Raw genomic sequence first — 24,743 nt, forward strand, 5'->3', positions numbered from 1 at the left:
CGGCCCGCGCGAGGCGCTGGAGACGCACAAGATCTATCTGCGCAACATGAACTGGCTGGGAGACGGCGCCCTCGCCGATGTTCCCGCCGGCGGCATCGAGTTGTTCGCCAAGGTGCGCTCGACCAGGCCGCCACGGCCGGCGGTGCTGCGCCACGAGGCAGGCGTGACCTCGGTCGAACTGGCCGATGGTGAATCGGGCATCGCGCCCGGACAGGCCTGCGTGCTCTATTCCGACGACGGCAACGAGGCCCGCGTCTTCGGCGGCGGCTTCATCGAGCGTTCCGAGCGCGGCGCCGAGGCCGAGGCGATGCTGAACCGGCTCGCCGCCAAGCCGGCGCGGGTGCCCGCCGAATAACACCCTCTCAAAGACCGTTTCGAAATCCACTTTAGGCAGCCATCAGATGGCCGCCCCAGTAGAATTTCCAAACAGTAGAATTTCCGAACAGTCTCAGGATTTGGTGTGAGTGACGGTGCCAGCGGTCAGGATGCGCAGCACCCTGATCGCTTCCTCGCCGCTGGTGCGCGGTTCGGCGCGCGTCTCGATGCACTGGATGAAATGCTCCAGCTCGCGGGTCAGCGGCATGCCCTGGGCAACCGCGACATAGGACGGCTCGTTGGTGGTGAACGCCCACTGGCCGCTGTCCTGCCACACCGCGTGGCGGTAGACCGCAAGCTTACGCTCCCATGGCTCGACATCGTCGAACACAGCCATCGCCTTGGTGCCGACCACGGTCAGCCGGCGCTCGCGATAGGGGTTGAGCCGCGACGTGAAGAGATGGCTGCGCAGCCCGTTGGGAAAGCGCATATGCAGGTGCGCGAAATCGCTGAGATTGTCGAGGAGGGCCGCCCCCTCGCCGCGCACCTCGATCGGCTCGGTGCCGGTGATGGCCAGGATCATCGACAGATCGTGCGGCGCCAGGTCCCATAGCGCATCGTTCTCGGTATGGAACTTGCCGAGCCCCAGCCGGTGCGAATGGATGTAACGGACCTCGCCGAGCTCGCCCTTGTCGATCAGCCCTTTCAGCGTCTCGAAGGCGGGATGGAAGCGCAGGACATGGCCGACCATGAACACACGCTTATTGTCCCTGGCCGCCTGCACCGAGCGCTCGGCATCGGCCACCGTCAGCGCGATCGGCTTTTCCACCAGCACGTCCTTGCCGTTCTCGACGGCGCGCACGGCGAGGTCGGCATGGAACTGCGGCGGCAAGGCCATGATGATGGCGTCGATGTCATCGCGGACGAACAGCTGGTCCGGCTCGATCGCCAGGCAGTCCTGTTCGCTGGCAAAACCTTCGGCGCGGGCACGATTGGTGTCGGAAACCGCGTGCAACGCGCCGAGCGCCTTGAGGGTGCGGATGTGGTTTGAGCCCCAGTATCCGCAACCGAGGACTGCAATGCGCGGCTTCATCTGTTTCAAACTCTAAAAACTCGTGGCCGAGACATAGCGACGTGCCCCGTCGAACTCAACCCCGGCGGCCGCATCCAGGTGTTCGCGCGGCAAAGCTTTTCGCCATCGAGAATATGCGGCCCTATCGAATGCATCGAAGCTTGACAGGCTCGCCCTCCCAACCTTATATCCGCCCGACCTTGGCGAACGCCTCGAAATGCCTTGCGATTTAAGGCGGATTTCGGGCCTTTCGCCGCCCTGGCGGGGTAGCTCAGTTGGTTAGAGCACGGGAATCATAATCCTGGGGTCGGGGGTTCAAGTCCCTCTCCCGCTACCACTTCAAACCCACTATCGCACGCAATGTTTGTATTGCGGCGGCCGATTGATGCGGCCCGCTTTTCGGCATGCGGGTTCGCTGGGTGGAGAGCCACGGTCGAGGGCGGCCCAAGATTGCAGGCGCCGCCCCCATCCCGGCATGTTTCGGCAGAGCGCAAAATGGGCCGGTCCAACCGGCCCATCCTCGATCACTCCTCCTCAACGGGTGCCGGGACCTCATCCGGTAGGATTTGCGGTCCAACCCGGTCGGCAACGAGCATCGAAAGCATCATCTCGACAAGGCCGTTGGCGGCCCCCTTCTCGCCACCGGTAGCGCCGATCTGGATCTGCGGCACGAGCGGTAGCCTGCCATTTTCGATCGCCTCGGCGAAGCGCATGAGAACCTGCGAGTTGAGCTGATAGTCCGGGCCGCCGAAGGCCGCGACCTTCTTCTCGGTGGCTTCGGCCTCCGCCAGGCCGACGGCGCGAACCCTCTCGGCATCCGCAAAACCGGTCGCCTTGATGCGTTCGGCATCGGCAAGCGCGATAGCCTTGATCATGTCGGCCTCGCCCTGGCCGCCGAGGCGCACCTTCTCGGCCTCTGCCTTGGCAGTGACCTGAATGGTTTCCGCCTGCTGGCGGGTGCGGGCGAGTTGCGCCTTGCCCTCGTTCTCGCTGATCTCGATGGTAAGTGCCGAAGTCGTGATCTTGGCTTGCTGTTCGGCGAGCGCCTCCTTCTCACGCAACGTGCGTTCCTGGATGGCCGCCTTCTCCTGCAATTTATAAGTCTCGACCTTTTCGACCGCAATCTGGCGCTCGCGCAGCTGAATCAGGATTTGCTCTATGCTGTTCTGGCCATTGCCGGCACGTGGCGTACCAATCAACACTTCCTGCAGCTCGAGGCTGTAGGAATTGAATTTCTCCCGCATCTCCTCGCCCGATTTACGCTGGATATCGCTACGCTCCTGCAAAAGCTGGATCAGCGTCTTGGTCTGGGCGATATTCTTGAAATAAGCAGAAACCATCGGATCGAGCGTTTGTTCGACCAGTCGCTTGATGTCACCGAAACGCTGCACCACGAGTGGCGCCTTCATATAGTCGATATGCACGACGACGGACAGCGGCAGCACAGGCTCGAACGCATCCTTGGTGATCAACGACACCTCGGACAGGTTCTCGTCCAGCCTGTGTTCGCCAAACTGCTCCTTCGTCCATTTGAGCACGAAGTTGGTGGTCGGCACGGTGATGATATTGCCGGCATAGGTATTGAACGCATACTTACCTGGCAGCAGCGGCGTCGACCAGACACCGCGTGCGCCGATTTCGACCAGCTCGCCGTGACGGTATGCCTGCCCGGAAATATCCGTGCCGTGGCGGCCGTTATAGGAGACGACGACACCCACCGTGCCGACGTCAATGATCGTCTTCTCGACCAGTTCGACAGTCGCGAAAATGCGATTGAGGAAGTAGCTGCCGTCGGCCAGCACCTGCAACTGGCGGCCACGGTAACCACCGGCATCGAGAAACTTCTCCGGGTCCTGGAAATTGTTGTGGAAGTTCGGGTCGTTCGGATCGTTGGCGACGGTCGGTGCGATGATCTCGCCGTCCGGCAAGGCCGGACCGTCATGGATGGTGACGATACCGATCATGTCCTCGGCATTGTGGATGACGACTGGCTCAAAGCCGCCCCGCTCCGCGATCATGCTGGACATATTGGCAAAAAGGTTTTGTTCCGACGAGCTCAGATTAACGGAATGGATTGACTGGGCGGTGAGCACGATGAACTGTGCGAGATTGATGGCATAGGTGCCTTCACGCAAGATCTTGCGTTGCGGTCCCTTCTGTCCACCTTTTTCGAGAAAGCCGCGCACATCCTGGAAATCATCGGCATCGGTGTTGGAAGCAAGTGTCTGCGTCGGAGGCAGCGGCTTGCCATCACGGGCAAAGACGTAGCCGATCTGACCCTGCGGGATGGTGACAAGATTGGCGCGATGCATCGAATATTGGAACGGCATGAAGAAATGCAGGCCGCCGCGCACGACTTCCGGCTGATAGCCTGCCTCACGGTTGAGCGCGATGAAGCCATTGCTGACCGAGCCGCGAAAACTCCATAGTTTTTCCAAGATGCCGAGCCTGTCGTTCGGGATGTAGCGGACCACGCCGCTCCACCAGAACAGGATCGCCAGCACGATGACGAGCACGGCCACCTCGATAGCCACCCATTCCATCGGGCCGAGATATTGTAGGGCTTCCATCTTTTCTCTCCTATGGGGCGCGCGAGTTCGTTCACCCGACGGTCACCCGGTTGGTGTTGATCTATGACGCGGGGAGACTGCGCGCCGACACGCTCGACGCGCTAAGGGCGTGTCGAACGTTTGGGCTGCTCATTGTATGGGAAAATGACCGCGCATCCCGAGTCCCCAGTGAGGGCAGGCGTGGCCGTGAGCGATGTTACATCGGTGTTGCCTTGATAGACATAACAGAGAATGACGTAGGGATCGCGCCTACAGGTTTAAAGATATTCCGCGCGAAAATCGTATAAATCGCTGAAACAGCATCTCGCTTACACTACTACGGACTAACTCTAGATGAATATCGCTAGAAGTGGGGTTTGAAGCCGGATTACGCGATGGTTGCGCCGAACTGCGCGGCTCAAATGTCCACGCTCGCGAAGGGCGGCGGTACTCGAACGCAAACCGCGGTTGCCCCCCCGCCAAAAAAGCTTCTCCCAAGCGGCCGTTGGTATCTTGTCGCTTGGAGTGTGCCTCCTTTGCTGGCGACATGATATTTCTCGCGCGCTGAGGGGCTACTGCCGGGCGTTTCAGCAATGGCTAAAGGAACCGAACGGCGATCGCCGAATTTTGCTTCAAGCGGATCTCGAAGGATCCGCGTTTCTGGAGCACCTGCATGAGCAACACGAGCGTCGAAGTCTCTGGGAAACAGAGCAACATTCGGGCAAAAGGGCCAGTCCAGCGATTCCTGCGCACAATCGGACCTGGCTTCATCACAGGCGCTTCGGACGACGACCCTTCGGGCATCGGCACGTACAGCCAAGCGGGCGCCCAGCTGGGGTTCAATGTCGGTTGGACCATGGTATTCACTTTTCCGCTCATGGTCGCGATCCAGGAGATAGCCGCGCGGATAGGGCGGACGACAGGTCGAGGTATTTCCGGCAATCTCTCCCGATACTACCCGCCTGCCCTGATGTATTTTGTAGCCTTGCTTTTGTTCGCCGCCAACGTGATCAACATCGGGGCGGACCTGAGCGCGATGGCTGATGCGCTGCGACTGCTGGTGGGCGGCCCAAGCTCGCTTTACGTCCTTGCGTTCGGCGTGGCATGCGTTCTGGCGATCGTCTTTCTCGACTACAGCCGATACGTCACGGTCCTGAAATGGACAACGCTGAGCCTCTTTGCCTATGTGGTGGCTGCGTTTCTGGCTGATATCCCATGGGGCGAGGCCCTCAAGGGGGTCGTTCTTCCGCACATGGAATGGAACCGAGCGTTTTTCACGACACTTCTGGCCATACTCGGCACCACGATTTCTCCCTACCTGTTCTTCTGGCAGGCGTCGCAAGAGGTCGAAGAGGAGAAGATCGACCCGAAGGCCAAGCCGCTGAGATGGGCACCGTGGCAGGCGTCGGGCGCCTTCCAGCGCATTCGCGCCGACACCTTGGTGGGCATGGCTTTTTCGAACCTGATAGCCATTGCAATCATCGTCACGACCGCCGCCACCTTGCACAAGGCCGGAGTGACCGACATCAATTCCTCCACCGATGCGGCCAAGGCGCTGGAGCCGGTCGCAGGCAAATTCGCATTTGCGATCTTTGCAATGGGGATTATCGGCACCGGCCTTCTCGCGGTTCCGGTTCTGGCGGGCTCGGCCGCCTTCGCCGTGGGTGAGGCGCGCCGTTGGCCAGTGGGACTGGAGCGCAAGCCGAAGGAAGCGATGGCATTTTATGCAACCTTGGCCGCTGCTGTGGCGCTGGGCATGGGGATCATGTTCACGCCGATCGATCCCATAAAGGCGCTTTACTGGAGCGCTGTCATCAACGGCATATGCGCCGTCCCTGTAATGGTCGTCATGATGCTTATGACCGGGCGTTCCGACATCATGGGCGAATTCCCCGTTGAGGGTTGGCTTCGCTTTCTCGGATGGCTTGCGACAGTCACAATGGGACTGTCCGTGGTCGGCCTCGCGCTGCAGTGGGTCTTTTGAATGCCGCGACCCCGATCGGGTTGGGGAAGCCTACCGCAACACCGTCATCAGGGCGTGTGTGAGGCCGTTCGGCCGATCTAGCCCCACTTGGCCTGCGAACAAGGACGGAAAGCCCGGCTTTCGTCGAGTCGATCCACATAGCCTCAGGCGGGTCCCTGTCGCCCGCAACCTGCCGGCCGTGGCCGTCGATGTGTCGATGGCCTCTAATGCCGGATCATGCCCGCATCGACGTTGAGCGTCTGGCCGGTGATCCAGCGCGCGTCATCGGATGCGAGAAATGCCACGACATCGGCGATGTGTTCGGGCTGGCCCTTGCCCTTCATCGCCTGCAGCATCTCGACGAAGCCGAACGCCTCGTTATGCGGGCTGGCCCTGACGCCATCGCTCTCGATCAGACCGGGCGTCACCGCATTTGCGGTGATGTTGTACTTGCCAAGCTCGGTAGCGAGCGCCCGGGTGAAACCGATGACGCCGCCCTTGGCCGCGACATAGGCCGCCATGTTGGGTGTGCCAGCGAAGAAGGTATTGGAGGCGATGCTGATCACGCGTCCGGCCTTGCCCGCCGCCCGCATCTGGTCGGTCGCCGCCCGGGTGACGATGAACGTCCCTGTCAGGTTGACGTCGATGATCTTGCGCCAATGGTCGAGGTCGACATCGTCCCAGGCGACGAACGGCACGATGCTGGCATTGTTGACCAGGATGTCGACGCCGCCGGTCAGCGCGTGGATCTCGCCGAACAGCGCCTTGACCGAGGCCGGATCGGCAATGTCGGCGGCGACAGCCTTCGCCTTGCCGCCGATCGCGGTGGCCGCGGCCTTCGCACCCTCGGCATTGATGTCGCTGACGATGACGGTCGCGCCGTCGGCCGCCAGCCGCGCCGCTATCGCCTTGCCGATGCCCTGTGCGGCGCCCGTCACCAGCGCCGTCTTTCCCGCAAGCCGTTCAGTCATGAAATTTCTCCCTCGATACGTATCTTGTGATGTCTGTTCAGGCGTCGGCGTCGATCACGGCCAGCGCCGCGTCGATGCCCTTGCCGACCGGAAGCTTGCGGCCAGCCGCATTCATGGCGCCGCCAAGCGCCGCCAGTGCCGCGATCGCATAGATCGGCTGCGCCGTCGGGCCCATATGGCCGATGCGCGTCAGCTTGCCCAGCGTTTCGCCGCGACCCGACGAAAACACCACGCCGTAGCGGGCGCGGGCTGCCTGGCGAAGTGCTTTCTCGTCGACACCATCCGGCGTCCGGACAGCGGTCGTCGTCGGCGAGGCGATCTTGTCGTTGGCGGCCCAGATCGACAGGCCCATCGCGGTGACGCCCGCACGCATGGCCTTGGCGGTCAGGGCATGGCGCGCCCACACCGCTTCCGGCCCCTCGTTGAGATAGAGGTCGAGCGCGACATCGAGCCCGTTGATTTCCGAGACCGATGGCGTGAACGGAAACGGCTTTTCCCTCGACCAGGCATTTTCCCAATCGACGATGCTCAGCATCGATGCGCGCGGCGCCAGCGGATTGGCCTTCATCTTGGCCCAGGCCCGCTCGCTGACGCCCATCATGGTCAGGCCGGGAGGTGCGCCGAGGCACTTGTTCGGCCCGGTGACGTAGATGTCGGCCTTGCAGTCCTCCGGATGCGTCTTCATGCCCCCGAACGACGAGACGGCATCGACGATCAGGTAGCCGCCATGCGCCGATACCAGCGCGCCGATGGCATCGATCGGATTGATCGTGCCCGACGGGGTGTCGTGATGGCAGACGGAGACGACCGTGATTTCCGGATGCGCCTTCAGCATGTCGGCAACCGCCTGCGGGTCGATCGCCTCATTGTAGGGCACCTCGATCTCGAGCAGATGCGGCGAATAGCGTTTCGCCCAGTAGCCGAACCCCTTGCCGTAGACACCCGAGGCAAGGTTGAGCACCACGTCGTCGGGCGTGATCAGCGACGCTGCCGCCGCTTCCAGGCCCAGCACCGGCTCGCCATGCAGGATGACAGGCTTGTTGGAAAGCCGCATCGCCTTCTGCGCCTTGTCGACGACCTTCTCGTAGAAGAGCTGGAAGGCCGGGTCGTAATCGTAAAGCACGGTGCGGCCGAGGCCCCGCAGCACCTCGGCATAAGCGTTCACCGGTCCAGCGGTCAGGGTGATGACCGGATCGGCGTGTTCGAGATAGCGCATGGTCTTGGTCTCCGGATTGGCGGCGGTCAGCCGTAGAACTGCGTGCCGGTTTTGTAGGTCTTGAAGTTGTCCATGTCGTGCGAGTACATCAGCTCGGCGCCGTGATCCTCGGCGAGCTTCTTCACCTTGCGCATCGAATTGACGCCCGCGACCGGGTCGATATGGAAGGCTGCCTGGCAAAGCGTTTCAAGGCTCTTCTGCGTATAGGCGGCGTCGATCGTGAACATGATCGGCTTGCGCTTGGGAAACTCGACCAGGAGGCTGTAATGACCGATCGAGTGCCCGGGGGTCGAGATCAGCTTGACGCCCTTGGCGAGGTCGACGTCACCGTCAATGCCCTCGAAGGTCGAGTTGGCGCGCGTCGTGCCCTCCAGCAACTGGGCGGTCGCGCCACGCGCTTCGGCCGCCTCGGCCGAGAAGCTCAAGTCGGAATAGCCGAGATGTTCGAAGGGCTGCGGATTGCAGGCCTGCGGGACCTCCGTGCGATGGCAGATCTTCTTGGCGTGCGGAAAATACTTGTTGCCGCCGCAATGGTCGAAATGGAAATGCGAGTTGACGACGACGTCGATATCCCTGGGCTCCAGCCCGAGCAGCGCCAGCGCGCCGGGAATGGTCTGGTGCTTTTCCTGGATCGGCTTCTCGAAGGGCAGCACCTTCATGACGTGGTCGTAGTCGTAGCCGGTGTCGATGAGGAAGCGGCCCTCGGCATGCTCGATCAGGATCGAGTAGACGGGGAAGCGCACTTCGCCGCCCGGGCCGCGATTCCAGAAGACATGATAGCCGTCGAGGACGAGCGAGCCGCCGTCGAGCAGGTAGACCTTGGTATCCGACATTGTTGCCTCCGTTTCCGGCGCGGGTCCCATCCGCGCATCTGGTTTCTGTCAGCGCGCGCCGCGCTCGTATGGAATGCCGAGCGCCGCCGGCAGGCTGGCCCGCCGCCCGAACAGCACCAGCATGATCATCACCGCCAGGAAAGGCAGCATCTGGATGACGTCGGTCGGGATGTTGATGCCCGCCACCTGCATGGCCGTGGTCAGCGACAGGCAGACGCCGAACAAAAGCGCCCCGAAGAGCACCCAGATCGGACGTCCGCGCGCCAGCATGGCCAGCACGATGCCGAGAAAGCCGGCGCCATTGGTGATGAACGGAATGAACAGGCCCGCCCCGACATTGGCGAGATAGGCGCCGCCGAGCCCGGCCAGCGCGCCGGTCGTCAGCACGGCGATGGTTCGGGTCCTGATGACGTCGATGCCGGCAACGTCGAGCGCGGCCGGCTTGTCGCCGGCGGCCTGCAGATTGAGGCCGAGCTGCGTGCGCCGGTAGAGGTAGCCCATGCCGAACACAAGGGCGACCGCCAGATAGACGATCAGATGATGCTTGAAGAAGGCCGGGCCGATGATCGGAATGTCCGACAGCAGCGGAATGACGGTTGCGTCCGCCGCCGGCAGGCGGGGATAACTGCGCGAGAACTGGAAATGGTGAAGCAGCGCCGTCAGGCCTTCGAGACCAAGCGTCAGCGCGATGCCGATGACGATCTGGTTCAGCCCGATGCGCACGCAAAGCAGCGCCATGATCAGCGCCACCGCAATGCCGCCGGCCGCACCCGTGAGGAAGCCCAGCCACAGCGATCCCGAATAGAAGGCGCCGACGAAGCCGAGATAGGCGCCGGCCAGCATCATGCCTTCGATGCCGATGTTGAGCACGCCGGCCTTTTCCGACATCTGTTCGCCGAGGCCGGCAAGCAACAACGGGATGGCCGCCGTGACGGCGCCAAACAGCAACGCGCTGAGAAAGACTTCGCTGAACAGCCCGGTCATGTCAGGCCTTTCTCGACTGGTGATAGCGGTGGTCGACATACTCGGCGAGAGCGAGCACGATCAGCACGATGGAGACCAGCACCAGCGTGAAATGATTGGGCACGCCAAGTCGCCGCGCCGCGCTCTCGCCGCCGATCGACAGCACCGAAAGCAGGAACACGAAGCCTATCGCGGCAAAGCCGTTCATGCGGGCGAGAAACACGGCCGGAATGACCGCCAGCCCATAGGCGGGGTTCCAGTCGGCGCGGACATTGCCCTGCACGCCGATGATGTCGACAGCGCCGGCAAGACCCGCGAGTCCGGCCGAAATGGCAAAGACCGCAATGGTCAGCCCGGGCACGCCCAGCCCCACATGAACCGCGGCGCGCGGGTTGGCGCCGACGATCCGCAATTTCAGCCCGAATGCCGTGCGCGTCATCACCAGATGCACGATGATGATTGCCGCCAGGCCGAGCAGCAGGCCACTGGTGATCGTGGTTTCAAACAGGCGCGGCAGCCGGTCTTCCACCGGCAGCGTGCGGGTCTGTGGCACGGTCGTGCCTGGATCGCGAAACACCAGCTTGACCAGCACATTGGCGAGCGACGTGCCGAGGAACGTCATCATCAGCGTGGTGATGATCTCGTTGACGCCCTGATAGGCGCGCAGCAGCGCCGGCACCAGCGACCAGATCATGGCCACCAGCATGGCGATCAGGAACGAACAGAAGAGCGCCAGCCAGGCGGGCAATATCTGCACCAGCACCGGAGCGCTTGCGGCCGCGGTGACCGCGCCGAGCAGGAACTGGCCGTCGCCGCCCAGATTCCACATGCCGGCGCGAAAGGCCACGATCAGGCCGGCGGCGAGAAACAGCAGCGGCGCCATGCGCGTCAGCGTCTGCTGGATGCCGAGCGGCGAGAACAGGCCCTTTTCCAGCACATAGCCATAGTAGGCGAGCGGGTCGACGCCCACGGCAAGCAGGATGCAGCCGGCGATGACGAGAGCGGCAAGGATCGGCCCAATCGTCATCAGCAGCCGATGCAGAATGTCACGGCGCGTGGCCGCCCCGCTCGTGGCATCGAGTGCGGTGGCGCTGGCGGCGGGTGCGGTGTCGATGCTCATGCGGCAAGTCCGATCATCAGGCGGCCGACCCTGGTGCGGGCGTCGTCGGCATTGGCGACGGTGCCGACCAGCGCGCCATTGGCGATCACCGCGATGCGGTCGCACATGCTGAGCAGTTCCTCGAGGTCGGTGGAGATCAGGAGTACGGCGAGGCCGCGTGCCGCCGTGTCGCGGATGCGCTGGCGCGAGGCCAGCGTGTTGGCGAGATCGAGCCCGTAGGTCGGCTTGTTGAAGATCACCACCTTCGCGCCCTCGGCCAGTTCGCGCGCCAGTAGCACCTTCTGGATGTTGCCCCCCGAAAGCCGCGCGACCGGCGTCTTCAGGCTTGGCGTGCGCACATCGTATTCGCGCACGAGCTCGGCGGCGCGCTTGTCGATCTCGGCGCGCTGCTCGACGCCGCCGCGCCAGAAGGGCGCCGCGCCGACCTGCTTGAGGAAGAAATTGATGGAGACCGGGAACGTGCCGACAGTGCCCTCGCCCAGCCGGTCGTCGGTCAGGTAGCGAAGACCGCGCTGGCGGCGTTCGCCGACACTCAGGCCCTCGATGGCGGTGCCCTCCAGCCGGACCGAACCACCGGTCGCCACGCGCTGGCCGGCCAAGGCCTCCGCCAGTTGCTTCTGGCCGTTGCCGTCGATGCCGGCGATGCCGAGTATCTCGCCCGGACGGATGTCGAAGGAGATCGACGACAGGCCGGGCGCGTTGTCGGTCGGCGCGACCGTGAGATCCGCGACCTGAAGCAGCGGCGCGGCTTGCGCATCGACCGCGCGGGCCGGACGTTCGACCGCTTCGGGATCGTCCTTCTGCTTGCCAAACATCAACTCCACGATCTCGGAAATGATCTCCTGTTCGCCAAGCGCGCGAAACCGCTCGGGTGGTATTTCGCCGACCTTGCGGCCGAGCTTCAACACCGAGATGCGGTCGCCAAAGGCGGCCGCTTCCTTGAGCTTGTGGGTGATGAAGACGATCGCCAATCCTTGCTCGACGAGGCGGCGCATCAGTGCGCCAAGTTCCTCGATGCCCTTCGGTGTCAGCATCGAGGTGGATTCGTCGAGGATCAGCAGGCGGCTGTTGCGCACCATGGCGCGCAGGATCTCGACCTGCTGCTGCTCGCCGAGCGAGAGTTCCGAAACCCTGGCATGCAATTTCACCGTAATGCCGAGGCTGCGGGTGATCTCGGCCACGCGGGCCTCGAGCTCCTCGGTCCTGGGACGCTGCCACCACGGCCCGCCAAGAAGCAGGTTCTCGGCGACCGTCAGGGTGGGTACCAGCATCATGTGCTGGAACACCGTGCCAATGCCGAGCGCCAGCGCATGGCGCGGCGATGTGATCGGCGTCGGCTTGCCGTCGACAAGGATGCGCCCCTCGTCCGGCTGCTGCAGGCCCGACAGCATGCCGATCAAGGTGGATTTTCCCGCGCCGTTCTCGCCGAGCAGCACATGCACCTCGCCAGGGCGGATCGACAGGTCGATGCCGTCATTGGCGACAATGCCGGGAAAGCGTTTGGTCACGCCTTCAAGCGCAACGATGTCGCTGATATCGACGGGCGATGAAGAAAGACTGCTCATGAAAGCCCAGCACCAGAAAACGGGAATGGTCCGGAGGAGCGAACCGATCGCCCCTCCGGCAGCCGACTTTGATCGCCTTACTGGGCGACGCTTGTCATCAGCGCCCTGACGGCGGCCGCGTCATAGACCGGCTCGACCTTGATCTTGCCGGAAATGACGTCCTCGCGCAGCGCCTGGATTTCGCCCCAGACCTTGTCCGGGATGGCGGCGGTCTTCAGCAACTGCACGGAATCGTCCTTGAGGCCGATCGAATAGTGCTTGGTACCGAAGGTGTCGGCCTTCAGGTCGGCGATCATCGCCGCGTAGACCGGTTCGATGTTCCACACCACCGACGACAGCAGGAAGCCCTTGTCGATCGGCGACTTGTCGCCGATGACGTCGATGAAATAGACCTTGTCGCCATCCGCGGCCTTGGTCGTCTCGACCGCCTGCAGCATGCCGAAGCTGGAGCCATTGCCCTGGCCGAAGATGATGTCGGCGCCCGAGGCGATAACGCTTTCGGTGACGCGCTTGCCGCCTGCGGCGTCACTGTAGGCGGCCGGCCCGATCACCGCATAGGTGATCTTGACGTCCGGGTTCTCCGCCTTCACGCCCTGCGCGAACGCCGCCGACTGCGAGTTCCACGATGGCGGTTCGCCGGAGACGACGATGCCGACCGACTTCGAGCGCGACATCTTGGCGGCGAGACGGCCGGCCAGATAAGCGCCCTGGTGACCGCTCAGCGTGTAGTCGGCGACGAGGCCCTTCTCCAGGCCGTTCGGCGTGTCGACGATCGCCACCGGAACCTTCAGTTCCTTGGCGATCTCGGGCGCCGAGGTGTTGTAGCCGCTGGCATGCGCGATCAGCAGGCTGGCGCCGTCGGACGCGAGCTCGCGCAGTGTCGGACGGACATCGCCATAGCCGAGGCCCTGGGCCACCACCACCTCGACACCGGCGGCCTTGCCAGCTGCCTTGGCGGCATCGATGCCCTGCTGGTTCCAGCCATAATCCGTGCCCTCTTCGGGCGTCAGGATGGCGATCGACTTGACTTCGCCGGCAAGCGCGCCGCCCATCAAGACACCGCACAATATAAATGCACTTACACTGCTCTTAAGGATCTTAAACATATTACCCTCTCTGTTTGAATTTCCAATCAATATTCTTGTTGTTATTGCGCCGAAGCGAGATAGACTGCCTGAGAAAACTACCCCATGGAGCTCAGGCAAAGTGAAAATACGTTATGCCCTTCCCGTGATTTTGGCGTTCACATCGCTCGCCAACGCGGTTGAGTTGCACCATGTGATTGTCCGCAAGGGCACCGACGGGCTCGACATGGTGCCGTTGACGATTTCGAATGCGGGCAAGCAAGACGTGTCCTGCAACGCCGACTTTGCCCACTGGTATTCGGAAGGGATCGCCACGATCGAGCCGGGCAAGAGCGCTCGCATCGAACTCTGGTTCGACCCCAAGACCGGCACCTTCACCATTCTCAACGACAAGCGCGAGAACCTGCCGGTCGAGCGGCTGTGGTGCGGCCTGTCTGGCCGCGCATACGCCACCCGCGCGCAGATCACGCTCGACCGCACCGACGCCGCCAAGGGCGCGCGCGCGGTGTCCTGCAGCATGCTGCAGGACGGCCTGGCGTGCCGGTAGGCGCTCATTGATGCGTCCGCCCGGGACATCGTGTCCTATTCCTTCGCCAGGAACTTGTCGGTGAAGACGTCGTCGGCCGACAGGGCCGCCTTGAGCACGCCCTGGTCGGTGAGCGTCTTCAGGGTTTCCTCCCACTGCGTCTTCGTCATCCAGCCGAGGCCATGGTCCTTGGTGTCGGGGCTGGTGAAGGTCGAGGCGATGTCGGCGTTGATTTGCGCCAGCAGCACATCCTTCTTGTCCGCATAGCCCGGAGCAGCCTTTGCCGTGATCTCGGCAGCTTCTTCCGGATGGGCGACGACATAGTCGAAGGCTTCCCTGTAAGCCTTGACGAAGCGGGCGGCGACGTCGGGCTTGTCCTTGATCATCGCCTCCGAGGTGAACAGGCCGGAGCCATAAGCCTTCCAGCCATGGTCGGCGCCCATCATGATGCTGAGCGAACCCGGACCGCCTGCCTTGGCCTCCAGTTCGGGCACCTCGGCGTCGACATAGCCGACCACGGTCTGGACCCGGCCCAGAAGCAGATAGCTCTCATAGGGCGGCGAGACGCTGTTCAGCGTCATGTCCTTCTCGGTCAGGCCATTGGCCGCCAGGAAGCCCTTGAAGAAGATGTATGTCGAGCCCGCCGGATGGATGCCGATGGTCAGGCCCTTGAGATCAGCCGGCTTGGCGAGCTTCACCGTCTTTGCGAGCGACATGATCGCCAGCGGCGAGTGCTGGTTGACGGCGGCCACCGCCACCACCGGAACGTTCTGCGAGCGCGCGACGGCAAGCGTGGGAAGATCGCCGAAACCGAAATCCGCGTTCCCGTTGCCCACCAGCCGCATGGCATCCGGCGAACCCGAACCCTTGCGGATTTCGGCGACGTCGATGTCGTTCTTGGCGAAGAAGCCTTTTTCCTTGCCGACGAAGAACATGGCGTGGTTGCCACGAACGACCCAGTCGAGCTGGACAGTGACCTTGTCCGCCGCCAGCGCCGCGTTCGAGAAGCCAAGCGCCCCGGCAAATGCCGCAAGCGTGGCTACCTTGATAAGTGAGCGTCTCAGCATTTTTGTTCCCTTTTATTGTCGGTGGTTGATCGAGAGGCCTAGGCCTGGCTGAATTTGGGTGCCCAGGGCACCACGATGCGTTCGAGGATTTCGGCCGCGTAGTAGAAGGCGATGCCGAGCACGGAGACGAGCAGCAGCGCCGCGAAGACCAGCGCGGTGTCGAGCTGGGTCGAGGCGAACTGGATGACGTAGCCCAACCCGTCCGAGGCGCCGGCGAATTCGCCGACGATGGCGCCGATCACGCTTAGCGTGGCCGCGATCTTGGTTCCCGCCATCAGGCTCGGCAGCGAATGCGGGACGCGGATCCTGAACAGGATCTGCGTCGGGCTGGCGCCGACCGAATTCATCAGCGACAGCAGCGAGCGATCGACCGATTGCATGCCGGCCAGCATCGACAATGTCACCGGGAAGAAAGCGATGACCAGGATCAGGCCGATCTTGGGCGCGAGCCCGTAGCCGAACCAGAGGATGAAGATCGGCGCCAGCGCCACCTTGGGCACGTTCTGGAACAGCACCACCAGCGGGTAGAGCGCTCGCCCCAGCCAGTCGAAGCGCACGATGACCAGCGCAATGGCGACGCCGACCACGACGGAGACAAGGAACCCGAACAGGATCTCGCCCGCGGTCACCAGGGTCGCCTGCATCAGCGTTGCCCATTGCGCGACCAGCGACTGCGCGATCTCGGACGGGGCGGGAATGATGTAGGCGGAGATGGCGAAGATCCGCACCACGGCTTCCCATACGACGATCGTCGCCAGCAGAAGTATGACCGCCGGGAGCCAGCTGCCCGTAGCCGCACTCCAGCTGGAAGCAGGCCGCGTCTCGGAGAGGTTGGTGATGGGTTGATCGCTCATGACGCGCCTCCCGGTTGATGGCTGGCGCGCAGCATGGTGCGCAATTGAACCACCAGCCTGACGAACTCCGGATCTTCCGTCACCGACAGATCGCGTGGATAGGGCAGGCCAATGTCGAGGCTCTCGGTGATCCGACCGGGCTTGATCCCAAGTACATGGACATGGCGGGACAAATGAATGGCCTCGTCGATCGAATGCGTGACGAGAACGATGGTCTTGCCGGTGCGTTGCCAGATCTCCAGCAGCGACTGGCCCATCGAATCGCGGGTAATGGCGTCGAGCGCGCCGAACGGCTCGTCCATCAGCAGCACCGCTGGATCGAGCGCCAGGGCCCGCGCGATGGCGACGCGCTGGCGCATGCCACCCGACAGTTCGCTTGGACGCTTGTGGGCGGAATCGCCCAAGCCCACCAGCTCAAGCATCTCCTGTCCGCGTGCCCGCAGCTCCGCGCGCGACAGCGACTTGTCGGCGATGCCGAGCAGCATGGATGCGTTGTCGACGGCATTCTTCCACGGCAGCAGGTTGGCGTCCTGGAAGACGAGGCCGATCATGCGCTTGCGCGCCGCCTCGACTGGCGAAAGCCCGGCGATCGAAACGCTGCCGCTTGTCGGATTTACCAGCCCGGCCAGAACCTTGAGCAAGGTGCTCTTGCCGCAACCGGAAGGACCAATGAGAGAAACAAACGATCCCTTCGGCACCGAAAGATCGATGTTCTGCAGAACCAGTTGCCTCGCCATGACCACCGAAACGCCCTTGGCGGAGATCAGGTCGTCGTGACGGATATGGGCCGGCCGGCCGCCGGCTGCACGAATGGTTTCAACGCGCATGGCTTGGTCCTCCATGCGGCGCCCCAATCCGACCGGCCTTGTGAGCACGATGTGTCATTGGCTACTCCCGGCCCTCCAGGATGCGCCGCACCGCGACGAGTTTGCGCGCCCGCTCACCTTGCAGCGCCTTTATCTGCTCGGGCGTATAGGAGAACATGCCCTCCCCCGACTTGATGCCGAGCTTCGACGCATTCGTCTTTTCCAGCACCATCGGCGCGACGTCGTCGCGATTGGAGAGATCGGCGTTGAGGAAGGACGAGACGGACTTGTAGATATCGAGGCCCGCCATATCGAGCAGCGCCATCGGCCCGATCACGGCGATCTTGTAACCGATGCCCCAGGACACGCAGGTGTCGAGATCTTCCGGCTCGATGACACCGCGCTCGACGAGATCGACCGCCTCGCGCAGCAGCGCATAGAGCACGCGGTTTTCGACGAAGCCCGGAACGTCCTTCTTCACCACCACCGGCAACAGGCCGATCGAGCGGATCAGGTCGCGGATAACAGTCACGGTCCGCGGCGCGGTCTTCTCGCCTGCGATCACCTCGATCATCGGAATGATGTGCGGCGGGTTCGACCAGTGCATGCCCACCATCCGCTCCGGATGCGAGATATGCGCCTGCAGCTTGGTGATCGGGATGCCCGACGTGTCGGACGCGACGATCGTGTCCGACGCGATCAGGCTGTCGATCGTGCGATAGACATCGGCCTTGATCGAGATATTTTCAGGAACGTTCTCGATGACGAGGTCGGCGCCCGATACCGCGTCCGCGATATCATCCGTGAAGCGGACCGTTCCGGCGCCGGCCGGAGGCACCGCGATCCCCAGGGAATCCAGAACGGTCTCGGCGACGCCCAGCATGGCCCCCGCGCGCTCGATCGCCGCCGGGGCAACATCGTAGGCGACGACCTGCAGGCCGCCCCTGGCAAGCCGGGCGGCCATGCCTGGCCCCATCGTACCCAGACCGATGATGGCGATACGTTGGATCATCACGCTGCCCTGCTTTCCGTTGCTGCTTTTGATGCCGCGATGAGGTCGGCGGCTTTCTCGGCAATCATGATCACCGCCGCATTGATGTTTCCGCAGACCAGGTCGGGCATGACGGACGCGTCCACCACCCTAAGGCCGTCGACGCCGCGAAGGCGCAATTGCGGGTCGACGACCGAGGCCGTATCGGCCCCCATCCGGCATGTCCCGGCCGGATGATGCACGGTGATGGAGGTCTTGCGGATATGCTCGTCGATCTCGTCGTCGCTCTGGCACTTGGGACCGGGAAAGAACTCCGCCTCGATGAAGGGCTGCATGGAGGGCTGCGCCGCGAGATCCCTCGCCACCCGGAAACCGGCCCGAAGGGATTCCCAGTCTTTCGGCGAAGCGAGGAAATTCTGATGGATCAGCGGCGCCGCGAGAGGATCGGCCGAGGCCAGTTTCACCGCCCCCCGGCTTTCAGGCTGCGTCGCCACGATCCGCGTGGCGAAACCGTCCGGAAATGGCGCCTTGAACGGCTTGAGGTATGGCCACGCGGCAAGCGGAGCCGCCGTGAACAGCAGTTGCACATCGGGTAACGGCCGTTCCGGACCGCTTTTCAGGAAGGCGACAACGCCGCCGGGAACATCGCCCGAGAAACCCCGACCCGTGAAGTAGGTCTTGGCGAAATCGAACCCGATCCGATCGGCACGCATGTTGCGAAGGAAAGGGCCGCCCGGAGCCCGGCGTCGGTACATGAGGATGACCGAGACGTGATCCTGCAGGTTCTTGCCGACCGCCGGGAGGTCGACCCGCGTCTGGATACCGTGTACCGCGAGTTCCTCGGGCGCCCCGATGCCGGACAGCATCAGGAGTTGCGGCGTGTTGATGACACCGCCCGAGAGCAGCACTTCCTTGCGGGCGACGACCGTCCGTTCGCCGCCACCATGGTTTATCACCACTCCGGTGGCGCGCGTGCCTTCCAAGGTGATCTTCGTCGCCGTCGCTCCGGTCAGGACGGTCAGATTGGGCCGCTTCAGGGCCGGCCGCAGATAGGCGGATGCGGTCGAGCTGCGCCGGCCTTTCGAAATCGTCATCTGCAGGCGGCCGAACCCTTCCTGCCGCTCACCATTGTAGTCGTCCGTCTGCGGATAACCCGCCTCGACGCTGGCTTGCGCAAAGGCGTCGATCAGCGGGTCCTTGTAGCGGCAGAACTGGGTGCTGACTGGACCATTGCCACCACGAAAACGGTTGCCGCCCCCTTCCCAGCTTTCCTGCTTCTGGAAATACGGCAGGACTTTATCGTACGACCAGTCTTGGAGCCCGCTGGCCGCCCAACGGTCGTAGTCGCCGCGATTGCCCCGCACATAGGCCATGGCGTTGGTCGACGACGACCCGCCGATCACCTTGCCGCGCGCGCACTCGACCCTGCGGCCTCCGACATTGTCTTCCGGCTCGCAGAAATACATCCAGTCATGGCGGCGCTCCGTCAGGATCTTACCCCAGCCAAGCGGTATGTGGATCATGGGGTCGCGATCCCAGCCGCCGGCCTCCAGCAACAGCACCGAACATCCGGGGTCGGCGCTCAGCCGGTTGGCGAGCACGCAACCGGCCGATCCGGCCCCAACGATGATGTAGTCGTAACTTTCCGCATGCGGCATGGTTTTGTTGCTTTCGCCTGACGCTCGGGCGCCAGAGAATTATCGAGATCGAGACCGGAGAGCTTGGCTCGGACCAAGCTCTTCCAGGCCATGTTCAAGGATCAGGCAAGGCCCACTTGCCTGAGACGCTGCGACCAGTGATTCCATCCTCGATCGATCTGGGCACCGACGAGTTTTCCTGCGGTCTTTATCTCGCCCGGCGACAGATATTTGACATTGCCGATCCGCAGGCCGGCCGTGAGCGCTGCCGCTTCCTGTTCGAGATAGAAGGCGCGGAAGACGACCTCCCGCACTGAGTTGCCGACATTGACGACGCCATGCCGCGCCATGAGGACCACGGTCTGGTTGCCGAGACTTTCGGCGATATCCGCGCAGACCCCGGGGCTGCCGCCGAAGAGATCCGTCTCGTCGCCATTCTTGTCGCGAATCTCGTAGACCGGGACCGACTCGCCGATGAATGCGCCCATGTGGGTGACCGGCCGAAGCGGCGTATCGACGAAGCAGTACGGCAGGACAGCCGGAGAATGGGTGTGGAGCACACACTGAACGTCGGGCCGCGCCTTATAGATCTCGCTGTGGATGTAGCGCTCAAGATAGGAGGGTCTGTTATCCGACGTCTCGCCGTCGAGATTGAAACGCTGGATGTCGTCGACGGTAATCAGGCTCGGAGCAAGCTTCTGGGCCAGGAAGAAGCTTTCGGGATCCTCCGGGTCACGGGCGCTGATGTGCCCGAACGTATCCATAATGCCTTCGTTCAGAAGGATCTTCGTCGCTGTGACCAGCTCTTCGAAGACCTTCTGGTGCACGGGGCCGTTGTCTCTCATTTCCAATTCTCCCATTGCGGTGACAGCGACCATTCTTGTTGTTGTTATCGGTCGCCGGCGCCGCGGATTTCACTTGTTTTCGTAGATGCCGACGATCCGATTCTGCTCGATGATGTTGCCGGCATATTTCTGCAGGAACTCCTCCCTGGTGGGTGTCCCTTCGACGTGGGTGTCCAAGGCATAGACCCAGAAGTAGTAGTGATGTTCGCCATGGCCAGCGGGCGGCTGAGGCCCGTAATACTGCTTGCCGCCGGCGCCGTTGGGGCCGACGCGGAATTTTTCCTGCGCGTCCGAAAGATCGGTGGTCGACGGATCGATGCCGTAGACGACCCAGTGCGTGAAGCCGTTGGGCAACGGCGCGTCGGGATCATGGCAGATGACCGCGAGTTCCTTCGCGCCTGCCGGCACGCCGCTGACCGTAAGCCTGGGCAACACATTGCCTTTGTCGCCGGCATGCTCGTCGCGCAATTTTCCGAGCGGCTTGAAATCAGCCGATGTGATCTTGAGGTCCTTGATGTTCAGGGGCATGGAATTCGTCCTTCGCCAATTTCGATCGAACTAGACACCGACCTTGAGGTCGGCGACGGTTTTGCCTCCGACGCGCTGATGCACGCGCGGACCCGATGCGACGGCGACGCAGATCAAAAGCTCATCGGGGCGCGGGCCATCCGGCACGGAAAAGGTGACCGCATCATAGTGGGAACGGATGTAGAGCTCGTCCTTGTGGGCAAGCGGGATATCGATGGATGTGCCGGCGGCGGCGACCTTGCTGACCGACGAAATCCAGGCCTTGCCGCCCCCGACCTGCTGCCGCAGCGGATCTCCGAACACCGTGGTGATGCAGGCGACGACATGCTCCTGTTCGCCTGATGTGCCCGCGATACCGCCCTTGCCATAGCTTTCGACCGGCCTGTTGCCGAGCAGCGCCACGGCCCGCTCACCGAGCGCATGACCGATGGCTGAGCTCGGATTCGTCAGCTCGGACAGTTCGGCGACGAACTTTCCGGCATACGGATTGCGTATGACGACGCCAGTCGCGACTTTGACGAGGGTCTCGCCAGGCTGGCCGCCGTCATGCCGGCTTTCCTGGACCGAGGCGTACCAACCCCTGACGTCATAGTCCCGTTCGACTTCACTGGAATAGTTCATCTTTATCTCCTGAAGGGTGCGCGCAGTTTCCGCACGCGCCGATTAATTCGTTGACCGCCGGTCCGAGCTTACTGCGGCCATGAGAAGACGCCGCGCAGCGGGTCGTAGCGGGCTGCTTCCAGAGCTGCCGGCGTGAACATGTTTCCCTTCGAGAGCGAGCGGTTCGCCGCGTAGTCGCCGGACAGCGCCTGGCAGCGATCGGTGATCGGGCGAATGCGCTTTTCCCACGCGACGAGCGCGTCCTCGACCGAAGAGCCCACCTCCAGGTCCTGCGAGAGGCTGAAGGCATTGACCATCGCGCAACCGGCACCCTGGGCAAGAGCCGGGCACATCGCATGAGCGGCATCGCCCACGAGGGCGACCTTGCCTCTTGTCCAGCTGTCCAGCTTGGTCGTCTCGTACTTGTCGTACCTCGCGGTTTTCAGCTTCGCCGCCTCGATCAGGCAGGGCTCCAGGAAAGGAAACATCTCGACCCAGACTTCAAGGTCGATCGGAACCTGCGAACCCCGCGGATCGGCGGCCGGAGCCATGAGGCCCAGATAGAGCTCGTTTTCGTTGCAGGGCGAATAGAGGATGCGCTGAACCCGTGGCCAGAAGTTCCACATGTCGATGGTGTTGTCCCACTCGCCGTGGCCGAGTTCCTTCTTCTTGCGAGGAACGATCAGCCGGATGAGGCCATCTTTGGAAACCCATCGGTCCTGCTTGAAGCCGATGGAATCCCTGACCTTGGAGCCAACGCCGTCGGCGCCGACGATCAGGTCGGCCTCGAGAACCTCTCCGGTCTGAAGCGTCAGGCGGCCTTCCGGATCTGCGGCGACCGCTTCGGAGTTGACTGATATGTCGACACCCAGCGCACGGGCGCGGTTGACCAAGGCATCGTGCAGGTGGCTGCGGGTCATGATGCGCCAGGGAAGACCGTTGAACGTCTCCTTGGAAACCGACTTGTTGTGCATCCAGGTCTCGTAGGTGGGAGGCGTGTGCGAACCTTGGAGAACATCATCCAGGGCGCCCAGTCCCTCCAGCACGCGAAGGCCATTGTGCCAGAGATAGATACCCGCGCCGAATGCCCGGAGCTCCGAGCTCTTTTCGTGCAGCCTGACGTCCCAGCCGTTTTGCCTGAGAGCGATGGCGGCTGTCAGGCCGGCAAAGCCGCCGCCAGCGACCTCGGCACGGCGCGCCTTACCCTGGGTTCTGTTTACATTGGCCATTTTCTATCCTGATGCTGCGTACAAGAAGACGGCGTGCTGGGCCGTCAGGCGTCGATGAAATTCGTGATGGCTTTCAACGTGATCTCGGGAGAAACCTCGTTGACGTAATGGTCGGCGCCCGGAACGACGACCACGGGCAGATCCGGCCGCAACAGGCTTGTCTTTGCCAGCGCCGCCGCCGAAACCAATTTGCTCGCCTCGCCCCGAACGATGAGGACGGGCTTCGTCACGTCCCGATAGGCGGGCGCCAGGTCTGATCGGAGGCCCTTGGCTGTCTGGGCCATGGCCTCGGGCGACGCCAATGGCCGCAGCCCGCCGTGGACCCGATGATAGCCGCTCTCGGCTCGGATCTTGATGGCAGCGGCGGGAATGTTCGGATAGCGGCCGGCAAGATAGGCTTCGATGGCTTTGATATCCTCGAAAAGCTGGCTTCCCGCATTCACGCGGGCTTCCAGCGCATCAAGCGCCTCGGTCTCGATATATGGCGTGAAATCGATTGCGACGACCGAGCGCACCAGATCCGGATATCTCACGGCGGCGGTGACGGAGTTCCTCGCGCCAAGCGAATGTCCGACCAGGATGGCAGGACCCCGGTCGAGCGTGCGGATCAGGCCGGCAATGTCGTCAGCATAGTCATTCGCCTCGTAGCCGCTGTCCGGCTTGTCGCTGAGGCCATGCCCCCTCTGGTCGACAGCTACGGTCGTGAAACGATCCGAGAGCCGAGCCATCAACGGCGTGAAGACCGCCGAGTTGGAGGTTATGCCGTGGAAAAACAGCATCAACGGGCCGTTGCCAGTCTCGCGCACGTTCAAGGCGATGCTGCCGGTGTCGATGCGTCGCGAGCCAAATGGGTCGCAAGCTATCTCTGCCGCCATGTTCATGATCCTCACCATCACTGCCCGTCTCATTCAAAAGGATCATACAGCCGGGAGCGCGTCAAGAAGATTGTCTGACATTCTTGCAATCTTCAGATTTGACAATCTGGCTATTTTCCACCGCGTCGCGTATGGTGCCGCGGAGATTGCGACTCAAACCTATGAGACGTTGCCCATGCCTCCAGATTTGAATTTGCGGATTTCGCCACGGACGGTGCAGCGGGAGACCGTCGACAAGTTACGGCTCGCCATCTTCTCCGGAGTGTTCCAGCCGGGAAGCCGCCTCATCGAAAGTCAGCTGTGCACACAGCTCGGCATCAGTCGCCCGTCGCTGAGGGAAGCTTTGCGCAGTCTCGAGGCCGAGCGCCTGATCGAGATTGTACCCAACCGCGGGCCATCAATACCGTCACTTTCGTGGGAGGTGGCAACCGCCATCTACGAGGTTCGAGAGCTGCTGGAAGTCGAGGCGGCGGGACGATGCGCGTCGAGAATTTCCCCGGAGCAGCTGCTTGAACTCGAGAAGTCTCTTTCCGCGTTCGAAGAGGCGGCATCCAGCAATGACAGCCTGGCGCAGGTCATGACCGCCGCGGACTTCTATTCGATCATACTCTCGAATTGCGGGAATCCCATTCTTGAGGAAGTCCATCGTGGCCTGGTGGCCAGGATCAGCTTCTTTCGAGGACGATCGATGTCATTGGAAGGCCGGGCACAAAGCAGCCTGGCGGAGATGAAGGAGATATTCGAATCCATCGCCGCCGGCGATGAGAAGGCCGCGCGCAAAGCCTCGAAGAATCACCTGTTGAAGGCGAAAGCGGCAGCGAAGATGTCCATGGACAGCGCGATTTGAGTTTTTCAGAAGACAGCTGCTCCGTCTGAAAGCTCGAAATCCTTCATGACATTGCGGATCGACGGTCCGCCGAGCGCAGGTCGATCGCGGGGCTTCACCCGTGCCGTCGCCAGACATGCCGACCATCCAAACACGCAAGCGTCAGATGGAGTGATGATGACCAGGGCGAATTTTGAGCGCGAACGGGATGCCGATATCGTCATCGTCGGCGGCGGGTCGGCTGGCGCGTTGCTTGCAGCACGACTGAGTGAAGAGCCGGACAGTCGCGTTCTGCTGTTCGAGGCGG

Annotated in this window: 24 protein-coding genes and 1 tRNA gene; 6 read left to right on the forward strand and 19 right to left on the reverse strand. The window is 62.7% G+C overall.

From position 1 onward, the window contains the following. The coding region (locus tag EOA36_RS03765; RefSeq protein WP_348629801.1) for an aminomethyltransferase beta-barrel domain-containing protein at positions 1 to 355 on the forward strand (355 nt) is incomplete at its 5' end. Between the two features lie 93 nt (positions 356 to 448). Here the strand turns inward: EOA36_RS03765 and EOA36_RS03770 are convergent. Next, positions 449 to 1,408, reverse strand: coding sequence for a Gfo/Idh/MocA family oxidoreductase (locus EOA36_RS03770; RefSeq protein ID WP_127275674.1), 960 nt, complete (start codon positions 1,406 to 1,408; stop codon positions 449 to 451). A 239-nt stretch (positions 1,409 to 1,647) separates the two neighbouring features. Between EOA36_RS03770 and EOA36_RS03775 the strand changes: the two genes are divergently transcribed. Then, a tRNA-Met gene (locus EOA36_RS03775) sits at positions 1,648 to 1,724 on the forward strand. Positions 1,725 to 1,911: 187 nt separating this feature from the next. Here the strand turns inward: EOA36_RS03775 and EOA36_RS03780 are convergent. Next, positions 1,912 to 3,957: a flotillin family protein gene (locus tag EOA36_RS03780; RefSeq protein ID WP_127275675.1), complete on the reverse strand. Its 2,046-nt coding sequence runs from the start codon at positions 3,955 to 3,957 to the stop codon at positions 1,912 to 1,914. A gap of 652 nt (positions 3,958 to 4,609) precedes the next feature. On the opposite strand from EOA36_RS03780, the gene EOA36_RS03790 reads away from it, so the two are divergent. After that, complete coding sequence (locus tag EOA36_RS03790) at positions 4,610 to 5,920, forward strand: divalent metal cation transporter (RefSeq protein ID WP_127275676.1); 1,311 nt, start codon at positions 4,610 to 4,612, stop codon at positions 5,918 to 5,920. Between the two features lie 203 nt (positions 5,921 to 6,123). On the opposite strand, the gene EOA36_RS03795 is transcribed toward EOA36_RS03790, so the two are convergent. The 7 genes from EOA36_RS03795 to EOA36_RS03825 form a co-directional block, all read right to left on the reverse strand. Further along, positions 6,124 to 6,870, reverse strand: coding sequence for an SDR family NAD(P)-dependent oxidoreductase (locus EOA36_RS03795; RefSeq protein WP_127275677.1), 747 nt, complete (start codon positions 6,868 to 6,870; stop codon positions 6,124 to 6,126). 37 nt (positions 6,871 to 6,907) lie between these two features. Beyond that, entirely contained in the window at positions 6,908 to 8,086 is a 1,179-nt protein-coding gene (locus EOA36_RS03800; protein ID WP_127275678.1) for an alanine--glyoxylate aminotransferase family protein, read from the reverse strand. Between the two features lie 26 nt (positions 8,087 to 8,112). Then, complete coding sequence (locus EOA36_RS03805; protein WP_127275679.1) at positions 8,113 to 8,919, reverse strand: 4-pyridoxolactonase; 807 nt, start codon at positions 8,917 to 8,919, stop codon at positions 8,113 to 8,115. A 48-nt stretch (positions 8,920 to 8,967) separates the two neighbouring features. Then, positions 8,968 to 9,903: an ABC transporter permease gene (locus EOA36_RS03810; RefSeq protein ID WP_127275680.1), complete on the reverse strand. Its 936-nt coding sequence runs from the start codon at positions 9,901 to 9,903 to the stop codon at positions 8,968 to 8,970. A gap of 1 nt (position 9,904) precedes the next feature. Continuing rightward, complete coding sequence (locus EOA36_RS03815; protein ID WP_127275681.1) at positions 9,905 to 11,002, reverse strand: ABC transporter permease; 1,098 nt, start codon at positions 11,000 to 11,002, stop codon at positions 9,905 to 9,907. Then, complete coding sequence (locus tag EOA36_RS03820; protein ID WP_127275682.1) at positions 10,999 to 12,567, reverse strand: ABC transporter ATP-binding protein; 1,569 nt, start codon at positions 12,565 to 12,567, stop codon at positions 10,999 to 11,001. Before EOA36_RS03820 ends, EOA36_RS03815 begins: the two co-directional genes overlap by 4 nt. A gap of 77 nt (positions 12,568 to 12,644) precedes the next feature. Beyond that, positions 12,645 to 13,673 carry a BMP family protein gene (locus EOA36_RS03825; protein ID WP_127275683.1) on the reverse strand — a complete coding sequence of 343 codons (1,029 nt, stop codon included), beginning with the start codon at positions 13,671 to 13,673 and terminating at the stop codon, positions 12,645 to 12,647. Positions 13,674 to 13,773: 100 nt separating this feature from the next. Here EOA36_RS03825 and EOA36_RS03830 point away from each other — a divergent pair, with 100 nt between their 5' ends. Beyond that, on the forward strand, positions 13,774 to 14,199 hold the full coding sequence (locus tag EOA36_RS03830; RefSeq protein ID WP_127275684.1) for a hypothetical protein: 426 nt from the start codon (positions 13,774 to 13,776) through the stop codon (positions 14,197 to 14,199). Positions 14,200 to 14,234: 35 nt separating this feature from the next. Here EOA36_RS03830 and EOA36_RS03835 read toward each other — a convergent pair whose 3' ends face one another. The 10 genes from EOA36_RS03835 to EOA36_RS03880 all read right to left on the reverse strand — a co-directional run bounded on the left by EOA36_RS03835 (position 14,235) and on the right by EOA36_RS03880 (position 23,616). Further along, a complete protein-coding gene (locus EOA36_RS03835) occupies positions 14,235 to 15,245 on the reverse strand; it encodes an ABC transporter substrate-binding protein (RefSeq protein ID WP_127275685.1) in 1,011 nt (336 codons plus the stop codon). 38 nt (positions 15,246 to 15,283) lie between these two features. Then, complete coding sequence (locus EOA36_RS03840) at positions 15,284 to 16,099, reverse strand: ABC transporter permease (RefSeq protein ID WP_127275686.1); 816 nt, start codon at positions 16,097 to 16,099, stop codon at positions 15,284 to 15,286. Then, positions 16,096 to 16,926, reverse strand: coding sequence for an ABC transporter ATP-binding protein (locus EOA36_RS03845; protein ID WP_127275687.1), 831 nt, complete (start codon positions 16,924 to 16,926; stop codon positions 16,096 to 16,098). Before EOA36_RS03845 ends, EOA36_RS03840 begins: the two co-directional genes overlap by 4 nt. 61 nt (positions 16,927 to 16,987) lie before the next feature. Beyond that, positions 16,988 to 17,917, reverse strand: a complete 930-nt coding sequence (gene fhmpcd1, locus EOA36_RS03850) for a 5-formyl-3-hydroxy-2-methylpyridine 4-carboxylate 5-dehydrogenase (protein WP_127275688.1) — start codon at positions 17,915 to 17,917, stop codon at positions 16,988 to 16,990. Further along, positions 17,917 to 19,554, reverse strand: a complete 1,638-nt coding sequence (locus EOA36_RS03855) for a choline dehydrogenase (protein WP_127275689.1) — start codon at positions 19,552 to 19,554, stop codon at positions 17,917 to 17,919. Before EOA36_RS03855 ends, fhmpcd1 begins: the two co-directional genes overlap by 1 nt. A gap of 101 nt (positions 19,555 to 19,655) precedes the next feature. Continuing rightward, positions 19,656 to 20,411, reverse strand: coding sequence for a class II aldolase/adducin family protein (locus tag EOA36_RS03860; RefSeq protein WP_245464240.1), 756 nt, complete (start codon positions 20,409 to 20,411; stop codon positions 19,656 to 19,658). Between the two features lie 36 nt (positions 20,412 to 20,447). Next, positions 20,448 to 20,906, reverse strand: coding sequence for a YbhB/YbcL family Raf kinase inhibitor-like protein (locus tag EOA36_RS03865; RefSeq protein ID WP_127275690.1), 459 nt, complete (start codon positions 20,904 to 20,906; stop codon positions 20,448 to 20,450). Between the two features lie 30 nt (positions 20,907 to 20,936). Beyond that, on the reverse strand, positions 20,937 to 21,527 hold the full coding sequence (locus EOA36_RS03870) for an amino acid synthesis family protein (RefSeq protein WP_127275691.1): 591 nt from the start codon (positions 21,525 to 21,527) through the stop codon (positions 20,937 to 20,939). A gap of 68 nt (positions 21,528 to 21,595) precedes the next feature. Next, complete coding sequence (locus EOA36_RS03875; protein WP_127275692.1) at positions 21,596 to 22,735, reverse strand: NAD(P)/FAD-dependent oxidoreductase; 1,140 nt, start codon at positions 22,733 to 22,735, stop codon at positions 21,596 to 21,598. Positions 22,736 to 22,779: 44 nt separating this feature from the next. Next, positions 22,780 to 23,616 (reverse strand): alpha/beta hydrolase, encoded by an 837-nt coding sequence (locus tag EOA36_RS03880; protein ID WP_127275693.1) that lies wholly within the window; start codon positions 23,614 to 23,616, stop codon positions 22,780 to 22,782. On the opposite strand from EOA36_RS03880, the gene EOA36_RS03885 reads away from it, so the two are divergent. Further along, a complete protein-coding gene (locus tag EOA36_RS03885; RefSeq protein ID WP_245464241.1) occupies positions 23,615 to 24,457 on the forward strand; it encodes a GntR family transcriptional regulator in 843 nt (280 codons plus the stop codon). The two genes, EOA36_RS03880 and EOA36_RS03885, sit on opposite strands and share 2 nt — an antisense overlap. 45 nt (positions 24,458 to 24,502) lie before the next feature. Next, positions 24,503 to 24,743 (forward strand): GMC family oxidoreductase N-terminal domain-containing protein (locus EOA36_RS38005; protein ID WP_245464242.1); only part of this gene is annotated, 241 nt, incomplete at its 3' end.

Source organism: Mesorhizobium sp. M8A.F.Ca.ET.021.01.1.1 (assembly GCF_003998025.1).
Lineage (GTDB): Bacteria > Pseudomonadota > Alphaproteobacteria > Rhizobiales > Rhizobiaceae > Mesorhizobium.

Coding starts and splice junctions, on each gene's coding strand:
- EOA36_RS03770 (WP_127275674.1), bottom strand. CDS start 1,408: ATGAAGCCGCGCATTGCAGTCCTCGGTTGCGGATACTGGGGCTCAAAC.
- EOA36_RS03885 (WP_245464241.1), top strand. CDS start 23,615: ATGATCCTCACCATCACTGCCCGTCTCATTCAAAAGGATCATACAGCC.
- EOA36_RS03825 (WP_127275683.1), bottom strand. CDS start 13,673: ATGTTTAAGATCCTTAAGAGCAGTGTAAGTGCATTTATATTGTGCGGT.
- EOA36_RS03815 (WP_127275681.1), bottom strand. CDS start 11,002: ATGAGCATCGACACCGCACCCGCCGCCAGCGCCACCGCACTCGATGCC.
- EOA36_RS03800 (WP_127275678.1), bottom strand. CDS start 8,086: ATGCGCTATCTCGAACACGCCGATCCGGTCATCACCCTGACCGCTGGA.
- EOA36_RS03835 (WP_127275685.1), bottom strand. CDS start 15,245: ATGCTGAGACGCTCACTTATCAAGGTAGCCACGCTTGCGGCATTTGCC.
- EOA36_RS03780 (WP_127275675.1), bottom strand. CDS start 3,957: ATGGAAGCCCTACAATATCTCGGCCCGATGGAATGGGTGGCTATCGAG.
- EOA36_RS03875 (WP_127275692.1), bottom strand. CDS start 22,735: ATGGCCAATGTAAACAGAACCCAGGGTAAGGCGCGCCGTGCCGAGGTC.
- EOA36_RS03880 (WP_127275693.1), bottom strand. CDS start 23,616: ATGAACATGGCGGCAGAGATAGCTTGCGACCCATTTGGCTCGCGACGC.
- EOA36_RS03865 (WP_127275690.1), bottom strand. CDS start 20,906: ATGCCCCTGAACATCAAGGACCTCAAGATCACATCGGCTGATTTCAAG.
- EOA36_RS03845 (WP_127275687.1), bottom strand. CDS start 16,926: ATGCGCGTTGAAACCATTCGTGCAGCCGGCGGCCGGCCGGCCCATATC.
- EOA36_RS03855 (WP_127275689.1), bottom strand. CDS start 19,554: ATGCCGCATGCGGAAAGTTACGACTACATCATCGTTGGGGCCGGATCG.
- EOA36_RS03860 (WP_245464240.1), bottom strand. CDS start 20,411: ATGGTCGCTGTCACCGCAATGGGAGAATTGGAAATGAGAGACAACGGC.
- EOA36_RS03805 (WP_127275679.1), bottom strand. CDS start 8,919: ATGTCGGATACCAAGGTCTACCTGCTCGACGGCGGCTCGCTCGTCCTC.
- fhmpcd1 (WP_127275688.1), bottom strand. CDS start 17,917: ATGATCCAACGTATCGCCATCATCGGTCTGGGTACGATGGGGCCAGGC.
- EOA36_RS03810 (WP_127275680.1), bottom strand. CDS start 9,903: ATGACCGGGCTGTTCAGCGAAGTCTTTCTCAGCGCGTTGCTGTTTGGC.
- EOA36_RS03790 (WP_127275676.1), top strand. CDS start 4,610: ATGAGCAACACGAGCGTCGAAGTCTCTGGGAAACAGAGCAACATTCGG.
- EOA36_RS03840 (WP_127275686.1), bottom strand. CDS start 16,099: ATGAGCGATCAACCCATCACCAACCTCTCCGAGACGCGGCCTGCTTCC.
- EOA36_RS03820 (WP_127275682.1), bottom strand. CDS start 12,567: ATGAGCAGTCTTTCTTCATCGCCCGTCGATATCAGCGACATCGTTGCG.
- EOA36_RS03870 (WP_127275691.1), bottom strand. CDS start 21,527: ATGAACTATTCCAGTGAAGTCGAACGGGACTATGACGTCAGGGGTTGG.
- EOA36_RS03795 (WP_127275677.1), bottom strand. CDS start 6,870: ATGACTGAACGGCTTGCGGGAAAGACGGCGCTGGTGACGGGCGCCGCA.